Consider the following 12,367-nt stretch of genomic DNA (forward strand, 5'->3'; position numbering starts at 1 on the left):
TTGCCCTCTGAAAAGGCACTGCGTCCGCCAGCACAGCACCGTAGGCGCGTGCTTGCCCGCGATGGCGTCAGCCCAATTACCGATTGCCTGATCGAAAAGACGTCTCGTCCGATGGCCGCCCAAACCAAGCGCGTTCCTAACGTCTCTGTTTAATACGAAACAGCACAGGCTCAACGGACACCGGAGCCTCCACCGGAAACTGTCAACCACAGCAAGACAGTCATTCATCTTTCAGCCACTTATTGCGACAGTCGATAACCCGTAACCTTCATCTCACTACGTCGATACCTGAATCTGCAGCGTCGACAACCGGATGGAGAAACACTCATGCTGACTCTTCGCAAAGCTTCCAATCGTGGCGCAGCCGATCATGGCTGGCTGAAATCCTTTCATACCTTCTCGTTCGCCGGTTATCGCGATGTGAACGAACAGGGCTTCTCCGATCTGCTGGTTATCAATGATGACCGTGTAACCGCCGGCAAAGGCTTCGGCCAGCACCCACACCGTGACATGGAGATTTTTTCTTACGTGCTCGAAGGTGCACTGGAGCACAAGGACACCCTCGGGACTGGCTCAGTGATCCGTCCCGGTGACGTGCAACTGATGAGTGCTGGCAGCGGCGTGGCGCACAGCGAGTTCAATCATTCGCAGACCGAGGGCGTGCATTTCCTGCAAATCTGGATCGTGCCGAACATCAGCGGCGCGACACCGAACTACCAGCAGGAGCACTTCACCCCTGAGCAGAAACGCGGTCGCTTGCAGTTAATCATCTCGCCCGACGGCGAAAAGGGTGCGCTCAAGGTTCGCCAGGACGCTCGCGTTTATGCCGGTCTGTTCGATGGCAGCGAAACGGCAACGCTTGAACTGGCCGCCAACCGTTACGCCTACGTGCATGTGGCACGCGGCAGCGTGGTGCTCAACGGCCAGGCGCTTGGCGAAGGTGATGGTGTGCGTCTGCGTGATGAGCAAGTCATTACGCTGACCGAAGGGGTGGATGCCGAGGTGCTGGTGTTCGATTTGCGGCCCAATGAGTTGCCCCAGATGCCTTGATAGCTGAGCGCCCTCCCGGGCAATACGTTACGAAACCTGCAGAACGCCGTCTTATTGGACGGCGTTTCTGTCTACGCCACACTTCAGGCACATCTGGATCGGGGGATGCTTGTTACTTTGTTTCACTTGATCGCTCTAGAGCCTGATTCACGCTCCGCACACAGCGTGTGACTGTTGGCGTTCAGCTGCGTATCACCCTCCCCTTTCTAAAACGTCGGGATATCGGCCGAAAGCGCAGGCGCCCGGCATATTCACATGCAACTGCTGACCATCCCGCCTGGTGACGTGACCGCCATCTATGCATTGAAAGGTGGAACGGGTTGCTGGTACGGCGAAGCGCTCGAAAAACACGCGACAGTTGAAGAAGGCGATTTTTTCTACATTCCCGCAGGCATGCCGCATGTGCCCTACAATCTGAGTAACGAACTTGAAGCCACTGCCCTCATCGCTCGCACCGACCCCAACGAGCAGGAAAGCGTGACTCTGATGCCGGAACTGGATGCATTGCTGGCTGAACGGCTGGCTTAAAAGCCGTGCTTAAAACGCGCATACAAAAACGCCGCTCTGTTGAGCGGCGTGTTTGTGAATTTGGAGCGGGAAACGAGACTCGAACTCGCGACCCCGACCTTGGCAAGGTCGTGCTCTACCAACTGAGCTATTCCCGCAAATGGCGTCCCCTAGGGGACTCGAACCCCTGTTACCGCCGTGAAAGGGCGGTGTCCTAGGCCACTAGACGAAGGGGACACTGCCTGAAACATCATGGTGTATGTTTCAGTTCCAGACCTCTCCGAAGAGGGTTCTGGTTTCACTCAACCCTGCCGTAAAGCAAGGCTGCTTAAAAATGGAGCGGGAAACGAGACTCGAACTCGCGACCCCGACCTTGGCAAGGTCGTGCTCTACCAACTGAGCTATTCCCGCAATGGCGTCCCCTAGGGGACTCGAACCCCTGTTACCGCCGTGAAAGGGCGGTGTCCTAGGCCACTAGACGAAGGGGACACACGTACAACATTCACTACTTATTGCGCTTCGCTGTGTGCTTTACGCTGTAAGTGGCGCGCATTCTATGGATGGTTTGAGGGGTCGTCAACCCCATTCTGAAAATTTATTGAAATCAACGACTTCGACTTCGTTCAGGCACCGACCGACGGTTTACGATTACGCACCTATAATAGAAGCGATATGACAAAGTCCGACAGGCACATCTATGCGCAGTAGTGCTTAGCCACTACACTCCCTGCAAAATTACTTGAACAATTGAGGTTTGCGCAGTGACTCCACTCATGATCACGCTGATGGTAATAGCCGGTATCGCTGTGCTGATCGCGATCGGCTATCTGAACCACGTCGCTGAAAACAGCAAACTGGACAAGGCACGTGCCAAGGTTGAGCTGAGCGATCGCCTCCGTCGATGCGGTGAGATCACCGAAGTCTTCCCGGGCCAACTAATGTCTCCGGCACTCAAACTGCTGCTGACCCGCCTGGAACTGAACGTGGTGCAGCGGATGTTGGCACTGGAAAAAGGCAACGCCCAACTCAAAAGCCGCATCGCGGAACTTGAGGGGCAGGTGGCCAAGGGTGACCGCATTGAGGTGACTAACCCGGTCACGCCGATCCAGACCGAAGCCAAGGCCAAGGACGTACGCTTTCTGCTCGAAGCCCTGCATGGTCAGGTGACGCGTGCCGCGCACGACGGTTTTCTGCAGACCAGCGAGGCCAAGCACTGGATTCGTGAAATCCGCACCATCCTGGTGAACCTGCACATCGAATTTTTCAACAACCTTGGGCAGATGGCGCTTTCCCAAGACCAGCCAGGTCAGGCGCGTCTGGCGTTCGAGCGTGGCGTGCAGTATCTGCGCAACCAGCCGGACCCGGTCACTTATCAGCAGCAGTTGCTGGCAATGGAAAAACAACTGGCCCGCGCCAACTCAATGGTGCTGACCAATACGGCTCCAACGGCAGACGATGACAACGCATTGACCGAAGGCCTCAAGGCTGACGACACCGAATCGGAATGGAAGAAGAAAGTCATCTACGATTGATGACTTGGCACCTCTGCCCCTGAAACAGCCAGATGCACCTGCAAGCATCTGACTGTAGGAGGCGCCGCCACGTCTCCGACGTAGCGCTGCCGCGCAGCAAATACGGACCGTAGGAGCGCGCTTGCCTGCGATTGCATCAGTTCAGTCACTGATTTTCTGTCTGTAAGATCGTATCGCGGGCAAGCGTGCTCCTACAAAAAAATCGTGCTTCTTCAGTGGGTTACAGGTTGTTTGATAAGAGGCGGCTTATAAGCGTCTACCGCAACGGGCTCAACAGTCGGTCGCCGCCAGAAAGATCGCCACCAGACGCTCGATCCCCGCCTGATCCGCTTCCTTGAAACGCCCCACGCTCGGACTGTCCAGGTCCAGCACACCCACCAGTTTCCCGTCCTTGATCAACGGCACGACCAGTTCGCTGTTCGAAGCACTGTCGCAGGCGATATGACCCGCGAAACTATGCACATCCTCGACCCGCTGAGTCTGTCTGCTCTGCGCCGCTGCGCCGCACACACCACGTCCAAACGGAATTCGCACGCAGGCCACCTGCCCCTGAAACGGCCCGAGGACCAATTCTTCGTTGCGATTGAGATAGAAGCCCGCCCAGTTCAGATCGTCGATCTGGGTGTACAGAAAAGCAGAGAACTGTGCGGCGTTGGCGATGAAGTCACGCTCATCGGCCAACAGCGCTTCCAGTTGAGCGGCCAGCAGGTTGTAACCGTCCAGGCCTTCGCCCGTGTCTTGCAGATTGATCATGTATGTTGCTCCAGCAATTGAAGACCTACCCAATACCGTGCGAACTGGTAGGCACAGCGACCATTTCGATTACCGCGTCCGGTCGCCCAGCGGACTGCGGCTTTGTCCAGCTCCTCATCGCGCTGCCAGCTCAGGCCGGACTTCTGCGCCAATTGAGTGATCCAGTGCTCGACCACATTCAGGTAGTGGTCTTGAGTGAAGGGGTAAAACGACAGCCAAAGACCGAAACGATCGGACAAGGCGATCTTGTCCTCCACGGCCTCGCTCGGGTGAAGCTCGCCGTCGACCTGCTGCCAATTGGCGTTGTCGCTTTCCTTCTCAGGCACCAGATGGCGTCGATTGGAGGTGGCGTACAGCAACACATTGTCCGGCGCCTGCTCAAGCGATCCGTCGAGTACGCTCTTGAGTACGCGGTAATCACCCTCCCCCGATTCGAACGACAAATCGTCACAGAACAGCACGAACCGCTGCGGCAACTTCTGCAACTGCTCCACCACGCGTGGCAGATCAGCCAGGTGATCGCGCTCGATCTCGATCAGACGCAGCCCCGACGGCGCGTATTCGGCCAGCAGCGCGCGAATCAGCGAAGACTTGCCCGTGCCGCGCGAGCCCCAGAGCAGCGCATGGTTGGCCGGCAGCCCGTCGATGAACTGGCGCGTGTTGCGCCCCAGTTGTTCACGCTGCAAATCAACACCGATCAGGTCGGACAAGCGCATGTCCAGACTGACCTCCAGCGGCATCAGGTAGCCGACACGCCCCTCTCGCACCCAACGCGCGGCCAGCGCCTGTGTCCAGTCGATGGGGTCGCGAAGCGCTGGCAGCAGCGGTTCAAGGCGCGCAAGGACGGCGTCGGCACGTTCCAGAAAAGCATTTAACCGAGAATCCACGGTTTCTCCTTGTATTAACTGACTGATCACCTGCCCCGATCAGCTATGCTTGCCCGGCACTGGGTACCGGAAGTGGCAGTAAGTATTCATGGATATAAGGCTCACCAACAGGCTTTCGTTCAAACAGGCACGCCTGGCCGTCTTGATCGGCTTTGCTCTGGGAACCTTGCTCAGCCTGTTTCAGATCGCAATCGATTATGCCAGCGAAGACGCGTCCATCGATCGCGAAATCAGCTCCCTGCTGGAAATCATTCAGAACCCCGCCTCGCGCATCGCGTACAACATCGATGCAGAACTGGCCCAGGAACTGACGCTGGGCCTGCTGCGCTCGCCCGCCGTGGTCAGCGCCAAGCTGACCGATAACAACAATATGGTGCTTTCCAGCGTCGAGCGTCCTATGGCGACAGGACGCTATCGGGTACTCAGCGACTGGATGTTCGGTGAAAGCCGTCAGTTCGAGGAAAAACTGAGCCTGGATCACTTGCCGAATGAAACCATCGGCACGCTGTACCTGACCGTCGACACGTTTGCGTTCGGCAGCCACTTCATGCAGCGCGCCGAAATCACGCTGCTCAATGGCTTTGTCCGCAGCCTGGCGCTGGCAGCGATTCTGACGATTCTGTTCTACGCGACGCTGACCAAGCCTCTGGTTGGCGTGATCCGGGACCTTAGCAGCCATGACCCGCGCAGCCCGCAGCAGGCAAAGATTACCTGCCCGCCAAACCATGAGCAGGATGAAATCGGCGTGCTGGTCGAAACCTTCAATCGCCAGATTGAAACCGTGACCCGTGAGTTCGCCCGCCGCCGCGAGGCAGAAGATCAGCTCACCGACCACCTGAATCAGCTGGAAAGCATCGTCTCGGCGCGTACCAACGAGCTTCACACCAGCAATATCCGATTGCGCCAGTCCAACGAAGAACTACAGATCGCACGCAGCACGGCGCTCGACATGGCCCATGCGCGCTCGGCGTTCCTGGCCCATATGAGCCACGAAATCCGCACGCCACTCAACGGACTGCTGGGCATGCTGGCGCTGTCGCTGGATGGCCCGCTGAATGCCGAACAACGTCAGCAACTGTTGATCGCCCATGACTCGGGCAAGGTGCTGGTGGAGCTGCTTAACGACATTCTCGACATGTCCAAATTCAATGCCGGGCACCTGGAGATCGAACGCATTCCTTTCGATCTGGGCCTGTTGGTCGAGGACACCGCCAACCTGTTGTCCCAGAACGCAGCGCCCAGCGTCGAACTGACTTGCCTGATTGCCCAGGATTTTCCGGCGATGGTGTCCGGCGACCCCACCAGAGTCAGGCAGATCGTCAGCAACCTGCTATCCAACGCGCTGAAATTCACCCGATTCGGACGTGTGGACGTGAAGCTGAATCACCTGACCGACCCTGCCACTGGGGAGCATCGGGTTCGGATCGAAGTACGAGACACGGGCATCGGCATTGCGCAGGAGGCCCAAGCCAGAATCTTTCAGCCCTTTACCCAGGCAGAGGCTGCGATCACCCGCCAATTTGGTGGCACCGGCCTTGGGCTGTCGCTGACGCAGAGCCTGTGCCAGGCCATGAATGGCACGTTGAGCTTCCAGTCCAGCTCAGGCTCCGGCAGCCAGTTCTGTGCAGAACTGCCGTTGCCGGTGCATATCGAGGCGATTTCCCCTGCCTCGCTCAAGGGTCGTGTGACCGTGTTCAGTTCGCCCGGCAGCGGACTGGTGGAGATGCTCCAAAGCCTGCTCCCCGCATGGGGCGTGGAGCTGGAGCGGCGCAGCATGGATGAGCGCAGCAAAACGCTCGCGCTCGACACCCGTCCCGACCTGGTCATCACCGATTGCCCGGAATGCCTGTTCGCCATTCGCCCCATCACGCCAGCCCCCATTCTGCTGGTGACCGCTTACGGCAACTTCATGCCCGGCGAGCAAGTCAGTGCCCTCGCCCCTCTGCATCAACAGGCCAGGCCGTTGGCGCGCAATGCGCTCTACCACACACTGCGCCGCGTGCTGACCCAAGAGGAAACCGGCGCGCGAACCATGACACTGCAGGAGCAGGCCACCCAGCGACCGGCCCGCATTCTGCTGGTGGAGGACAATCCGGTGAATCAACTGGTGGCCAAGGGCATGCTTGCCAAACTGGGCTGCGAAGTCACCGTCAGCAGTCACGGTGGCGAAGCGCTTGAGCAATTGGAGCGCAGTGATTTCGATCTGGTGCTGATGGATTGCAACATGCCGGTCATGAATGGCTACGAAGCCAGCCGGCAGATTCGCAGCAGCGGCCGGTGGCCCAATCTGCCCATCGTTGCACTGACGGCAAACGCCATGCCGGACGAGCGAGAGCGATGCAAGGCCGCCGGCATGAGCGATTACCTGGCCAAACCGTTCAGACGGGCCGAGCTGGTCAGCATTCTGGACCAGTGGATTCCGATCACCGAGAACAGCTGACAGCGATGCAGCATGCAGGGTCTATCGCAGCAACGCTTCGATTTCCCCGGTCAGCTCTTCAGGCTTGGTCAGCGGTGCGAAGCGCTTGACCAGCTTGCCGTCCTTGCCGATCAGAAACTTGGTGAAATTCCACTTGATCCGCTCCGAGCCCAACAGCCCTGGCGCCTCTTTCTTGAGCTGGATGAACAGCGGGTGTGCCTGATCGCCATTGACGTCGATTTTCTTGAACAGCGGAAAGCTAACGCCGTAGTTGAGTTCGCAGAACCCGGATATGGCGCCCTCGTCGCCGGGCTCTTGTTTGCCGAACTGGTTGCAGGGAAAGCCAAGCACGACCAGCCCCTTGTCCTTGTAGTCCTGCCAGAGTTTTTCCAGCCCCTTGTACTGCGGCGTGAAACCGCATTTGCTGGCGGTATTGACCACCAGCACAGCCTTGCCAGCAAAATCAGCGAGGGTTTTCTGCTCCCCTTCAATAGTGGTGCAGGGGATGCTCAACAGGTTTTCGCTCATGACAATGCCTCGGGGTGATGGGGTCGCGGGACGGCCTATGACGTTAGCGTGCAATCGAGCGGCGCGCACTTCAATTTCCGACGTTGATAAAACGCGATAAGCGCAGCGACCGCTCCGGGATTCACGGCTAGGCCCTGGCTTCCAGGTTCAGGCACACCGAGTTGATGCAGTAGCGCAAACCCGTCGGGGGCGGACCGTCCGGAAACACATGCCCCAGGTGCGCGTCACACTTGGAGCAGACCACTTCGGTGCGAATCATGCCGTGGCTGATATCACGCACCTCCACCACTGCACTGCCTTCGATGGGCGCGTAGAAGCTGGGCCAGCCACAGCCTGAATCGAACTTGGTTTCAGAATCGAACAACGGCTCATTGCAGCACACGCAATGGTAGACGCCAGGGGTCTTGGTATCGTTGTACTTGCCCGTGAAGGGCCGCTCGGTCGCTTTCAGACGGCAGACTTCGTATTGGGTGGGGTCAAGCATCTCGCGCCACTCTTCGAGCGTTTTCTGCAACTTGTCCACAGGTACACCTCCAATGCTGAAAAAGCCTGATCTGTGTCTTTTCCGCAGATCAGGTGGCACGTATGATTGCGCCAGGTCGGACGTCAGTCTGGCACCCGCGTTTGTCGCGCACAAATCCATTTCATCGTGTTTCGTGCAGCGACCTTCAATTGCAAGTCAGCAACAGCTCGTCCATTTTCGGGATCATCACCATGCAGTTCAGCAAATCGAACAAGCTCGCTAACGTCTGCTACGACATTCGCGGGCCGGTGCTCAAGCACGCCAAACGCCTGGAAGAGGAAGGCCATCGCATCCTCAAGCTGAACATCGGCAACCCGGCACCGTTTGGTTTCGAGGCGCCCGACGAAATCCTGCAGGACGTGATCCGCAACCTGCCGACGGCTCAGGGTTACAGCGACTCCAAAGGCCTGTTCAGCGCCCGCAAGGCCGTGATGCAGTATTACCAGCAGAAGCAGGTCGAAGGTGTCGGCATCGAAGACATTTATCTGGGCAACGGCGTGTCCGAGCTGATCGTGATGTCGATGCAGGCGCTGCTCAACAATGGCGATGAAGTGCTGGTCCCGGCACCCGACTATCCGTTGTGGACCGCTGCAGTGGCGTTGTCCGGCGGCAATCCGGTGCATTACCTGTGCGACGAACAGGCCAACTGGTGGCCGGACCTGGCCGACATCAAGGCCAAGATCACGCCCAATACCAAAGCGATGGTGATCATCAACCCGAACAACCCGACGGGCGCCGTCTACTCCAAGGAAGTGTTGCTGGGCATGCTGGAAATCGCTCGCCAGCACAACCTCGTGGTGTTCTCCGACGAAATCTACGACAAGATTCTCTACGACGATGCCGTGCATGTCTGCACGGCATCGCTGGCACCCGACCTGCTGTGCCTGACCTTCAACGGCCTGTCCAAGTCATACCGGGTCGCCGGTTTCCGCTCAGGCTGGATCGCCATTTCCGGTCCGAAACACAACGCGCAGAGCTATATCGAAGGCATCGACATCCTGGCCAACATGCGCCTGTGTGCCAACGTGCCGAGCCAGCATGCCATTCAGACTGCATTGGGCGGTTATCAGAGCATCAACGACCTGATCCTGCCACCGGGCCGGCTGCTTGAGCAGCGCAACCGCACCTGGGAATTGCTCAACGACATTCCCGGTGTGAGCTGCGTCAAGCCAATGGGTGCGCTGTATGCCTTCCCGCGGATCGACCCGAAAATCTGCCCGATCCACAACGATGAGAAATTCGTGCTGGACCTGCTGCTGTCGGAAAAACTGCTGGTTGTGCAAGGCACTGCATTCAACTGGCCTTGGCCCGATCACTTCCGCGTCGTGACCCTGCCACGCGTTGACGAACTGGAGCAGGCCATTGGCCGCATCGGCAACTTTTTGAAGGGTTATCGCCAGTAGGCCACTACCGGATGTGATGCCCTCGCAATGTGCCCCGGCCTGTTCGGGGCATTTTATTTATGCCTTGGGCCGACCCGGTCGTTTTTGCGGCATTCATCTGCTGCAGCGTCGGGGGCTGTGGCTCAGGCGCCGTTCAGCTTGACGGGATTACCATCGGATCAGACAAGAGGACACAGTTTGAAATAGTCCCTCTGTTGAATAGCAACCGGCATCACCTTATATACCCGGCATCCGGTTACATATTTACTCTGAGGAGAACGTTTCGACCATGATGCGCATTTTGCTGTTTTTGGCCACTAACCTTGCGGTCGTGCTGATAGCCAGCATCACCTTGAGCCTTTTTGGCTTCAATGGGTTCATGGCGGCCAACGGGGTTGATCTGAACCTCAATCAGCTGCTGGTCTTCTGCGCTGTGTTCGGTTTCGCGGGCTCGCTGTTCTCGCTGTTCATTTCCAAATGGATGGCGAAAATGAGCACCGGCACTCAGATCATCACCCAGCCGCGCACCCGCCACGAACAATGGCTGTTGCAGACCGTGGAACAACTGTCCCGTGATGCAGGCATCAAGATGCCGGAGGTCGGTATTTTTCCGGCTTACGAGGCCAACGCCTTCGCAACGGGCTGGAACAAGAATGACGCGCTGGTCGCGGTCAGCCAGGGCTTGCTGGAGCGGTTTTCACCGGACGAGGTCAAGGCCGTTCTGGCTCACGAGATCGGTCACGTGTCCAACGGCGATATGGTGACGCTGGCGCTGGTGCAGGGCGTGGTGAACACCTTCGTGATGTTCTTCGCCCGCATCATCGGCAACTTCGTCGACAAGGTGATTTTCAAGACCGAAAACGGTCAGGGCATCGCCTACTACATCACCACGATCTTTGCCGAACTGGTTTTGGGCTTTTTGGCCAGCGCCATCGTGATGTGGTTCTCGCGCAAACGTGAATTCCGCGCTGACGAGGCCGGTGCGCGCCTGGCGGGCACCCAGTCGATGATCAGTGCCTTGCAGCGCTTGCGCTCCGAACAGGGCGTACCGGTAAACATGCCGGACAGCCTGACAGCGTTCGGCATCAACGCCAGCCTGAAGCACGGCATCGCCGGCCTGTTCATGAGCCACCCTCCACTGGAAGTCCGCATCGAGGCCCTGCGCCGCCGCGGTTGATTGATCCGAAGCAACGAAATAAGGGCGACGTGAGTCGCCCTTATTTTTCTGTTTGATCCCCCTGCCTGCTTTAATACCTACGCTCCAGCCAGTAAACACATTCATCCAGACGCCCTACCCCGGCCTTGAGCGCTTTGGGGCTGCTGTGGAGCGCGTCGTGCGTCTCAACCTTCGCTATGCGCCAGTGCGCCTCTACAAACGCTTGCAGCCACTGGTGAGGGACGGAGAACGGTGGGCCGTTGAGCTCGGTCTGGTCGTAATCCAGGGTAATCAGCAAACCGACACACGTCGACGGCAGCAAACGTTCAAGCTGTAGGACATAGCGCTCACGGATGTCAGAAGGCAGCGCGATCATGGCGGCACGATCATAAAACGCCACACACTGACCAATATCCTGTGCCGTCAGCGCAAAGAAATCGCCACACCAGATGTCGATGCCTACTGCCGAGTACAGGGTGAAGCCTCCACGCTGTGTCACCCGCGGCTCAAGCTGGTGCTCGGCAAAATACACCTCGACTGCCGTCCGCGACAGCTCAACGCCCACCACGTGAAACCCCTGCCCGACGAGCCAGCTCATGTCGTGACTCTTACCACACAGCGGCACCAGCACGCGGGCGCCCTTCTGCAGTTCGAGTTCGGGCCAGAACCTACGCAGATCCTGATTGACTTCAGCCTGATGAAAACCGATCTGACCCGATGCCCAACGTTGCTGCCAAAAGTCCGCTTCCATGCACCCTCCTGAAAAACTGATCAAAAAGCCTCAGAACTTATATTAGATTTTGATGATGACGATGGACCAAGATGAGGCCATCACTGTCTTATCTGGTGCTCCAATGTTCCCAAGCCTGTTTATTTCCCACGGATCGCCGATGCTGGCGCTGCAGCCCGGCGAGAGCGGCCCAGTGTTGAAACGCCTCGCAGCGGAGCTCCCCAGACCCCGCGCCATACTCATTGTATCGGCACACTGGGAAAGCCACGAACTGATCGTTAACGCCAATCCCCTACCAGAAACCTGGCACGACTTCGGCGGCTTTCCCGCTGAACTATTTGCCGTGCAATACCCCGCGCCCGGCTTGCCCGAGTTAAGCCGGGAAGTGGCAGACCTGCTGGCGGCCGACGGCTTGCCCGTGCGCATCGACAGCAGACGCCCTTTCGATCACGGCGTCTGGGTACCGCTTTCACTGATGTACCCGCAGGCCGATATTCCGGTCGTGCAGATTTCCTTGCCCAGCAGACAAGGCCCCTCCATGCAAACCCGCGTCGGCAAGGCGCTTGCGGGCTTGCGTGAGAAGCACGTACTGATCATCGGCTCCGGCAGCATCACCCACAATCTGGGCGAATTGAGCTGGAACGATGATTCGACGCAGGTCGAGGCTTGGGCGCAAGCGTTCAGAGACTGGATGATCAAGAAAATGGCAGACGACGACGAAGCCGCCCTGCACCAGTACCGCACGCTGGCACCCCACGCGGTAAGGGCTCACCCCAGTGACGAACACCTGCTGCCGCTGTACTTCGCCATAGGTGCAGGCGGTGAGTTCAGCGTGACGCACCAAGGCTTCACGATGGGCGCGCTGGGCATGGACATCTATCGCTTCGGTTGAAGTCTGAA

At 58.2% G+C, this 12,367-nt stretch carries 12 protein-coding genes and 4 tRNA genes; 7 read left to right on the plus strand and 9 right to left on the minus strand.

From position 1 onward, the window contains the following. Nucleotides 1-327: 327 nt before the first annotated feature. Nucleotides 328-1,050: a pirin family protein gene (locus ALP40_RS01610; protein WP_122206557.1), complete on the plus strand. Its 723-nt coding sequence runs from the start codon at nt 328-330 to the stop codon at nt 1,048-1,050. 255 nt (nt 1,051-1,305) lie between these two features. Beyond that, on the plus strand, nt 1,306-1,578 hold the full coding sequence (locus ALP40_RS01615; RefSeq protein ID WP_122206558.1) for a cupin domain-containing protein: 273 nt from the start codon (nt 1,306-1,308) through the stop codon (nt 1,576-1,578). A gap of 61 nt (nt 1,579-1,639) precedes the next feature. Here the strand turns inward: ALP40_RS01615 and ALP40_RS01620 are convergent. From ALP40_RS01620 to ALP40_RS01635, 4 genes are all read right to left on the minus strand, one after another. Next, nucleotides 1,640-1,715 (minus strand) — tRNA-Gly (locus tag ALP40_RS01620). Nucleotides 1,716-1,718: 3 nt separating this feature from the next. Then, nucleotides 1,719-1,794: transfer RNA gene (locus tag ALP40_RS01625), tRNA-Glu, on the minus strand. Nucleotides 1,795-1,892: 98 nt separating this feature from the next. Then, a tRNA-Gly gene (locus tag ALP40_RS01630) sits at nt 1,893-1,968 on the minus strand. A gap of 2 nt (nt 1,969-1,970) precedes the next feature. Beyond that, nucleotides 1,971-2,046, minus strand: a tRNA-Glu gene (locus ALP40_RS01635). Nucleotides 2,047-2,330: 284 nt separating this feature from the next. Between ALP40_RS01635 and ALP40_RS01640 the strand changes: the two genes are divergently transcribed. Continuing rightward, entirely contained in the window at nt 2,331-3,089 is a 759-nt protein-coding gene (locus ALP40_RS01640) for a hypothetical protein (protein ID WP_122206559.1), read from the plus strand. A gap of 270 nt (nt 3,090-3,359) precedes the next feature. Here ALP40_RS01640 and ALP40_RS01645 read toward each other — a convergent pair whose 3' ends face one another. Next, a complete protein-coding gene (locus ALP40_RS01645) occupies nt 3,360-3,842 on the minus strand; it encodes a GAF domain-containing protein (RefSeq protein ID WP_122206560.1) in 483 nt (160 codons plus the stop codon). Then, nucleotides 3,839-4,729: an ATP-binding protein gene (locus ALP40_RS01650; RefSeq protein ID WP_122206561.1), complete on the minus strand. Its 891-nt coding sequence runs from the start codon at nt 4,727-4,729 to the stop codon at nt 3,839-3,841. Before ALP40_RS01650 ends, ALP40_RS01645 begins: the two co-directional genes overlap by 4 nt. 88 nt (nt 4,730-4,817) lie before the next feature. On the opposite strand from ALP40_RS01650, the gene ALP40_RS01655 reads away from it, so the two are divergent. Further along, on the plus strand, nt 4,818-7,169 hold the full coding sequence (locus ALP40_RS01655; protein ID WP_122206562.1) for an ATP-binding protein: 2,352 nt from the start codon (nt 4,818-4,820) through the stop codon (nt 7,167-7,169). Nucleotides 7,170-7,190: 21 nt separating this feature from the next. Here ALP40_RS01655 and ALP40_RS01660 read toward each other — a convergent pair whose 3' ends face one another. After that, on the minus strand, nt 7,191-7,676 hold the full coding sequence (locus ALP40_RS01660; RefSeq protein ID WP_122206563.1) for a glutathione peroxidase: 486 nt from the start codon (nt 7,674-7,676) through the stop codon (nt 7,191-7,193). A gap of 127 nt (nt 7,677-7,803) precedes the next feature. Next, nucleotides 7,804-8,199, minus strand: a complete 396-nt coding sequence (gene msrB, locus ALP40_RS01665; protein ID WP_122206564.1) for a peptide-methionine (R)-S-oxide reductase MsrB — start codon at nt 8,197-8,199, stop codon at nt 7,804-7,806. A 191-nt stretch (nt 8,200-8,390) separates the two neighbouring features. On the opposite strand from msrB, the gene ALP40_RS01670 reads away from it, so the two are divergent. Together ALP40_RS01670 and htpX are read left to right on the plus strand one after the other, a co-directional pair. Beyond that, nucleotides 8,391-9,602 carry a pyridoxal phosphate-dependent aminotransferase gene (locus ALP40_RS01670; RefSeq protein ID WP_083184809.1) on the plus strand — a complete coding sequence of 404 codons (1,212 nt, stop codon included), beginning with the start codon at nt 8,391-8,393 and terminating at the stop codon, nt 9,600-9,602. 268 nt (nt 9,603-9,870) lie between these two features. Beyond that, a complete protein-coding gene (gene htpX / locus ALP40_RS01675) occupies nt 9,871-10,758 on the plus strand; it encodes a protease HtpX (protein WP_122206565.1) in 888 nt (295 codons plus the stop codon). Between the two features lie 70 nt (nt 10,759-10,828). Here the strand turns inward: htpX and ALP40_RS01680 are convergent, their stop codons facing one another. Then, a complete protein-coding gene (locus ALP40_RS01680) occupies nt 10,829-11,488 on the minus strand; it encodes a thiopurine S-methyltransferase (protein ID WP_122206566.1) in 660 nt (219 codons plus the stop codon). A 103-nt stretch (nt 11,489-11,591) separates the two neighbouring features. Here ALP40_RS01680 and ALP40_RS01685 point away from each other — a divergent pair, with 103 nt between their 5' ends. Next, nucleotides 11,592-12,359, plus strand: coding sequence for a class III extradiol ring-cleavage dioxygenase (locus tag ALP40_RS01685; RefSeq protein ID WP_122206567.1), 768 nt, complete (start codon nt 11,592-11,594; stop codon nt 12,357-12,359). The last annotated feature ends 8 nt before the right edge of the window (nt 12,360-12,367 follow it).

The sequence above is a fragment of the Pseudomonas viridiflava genome, from assembly GCF_003702045.1.
In the GTDB taxonomy this organism is placed as follows: Bacteria; Pseudomonadota; Gammaproteobacteria; order Pseudomonadales; family Pseudomonadaceae; genus Aquipseudomonas; species Aquipseudomonas viridiflava_C.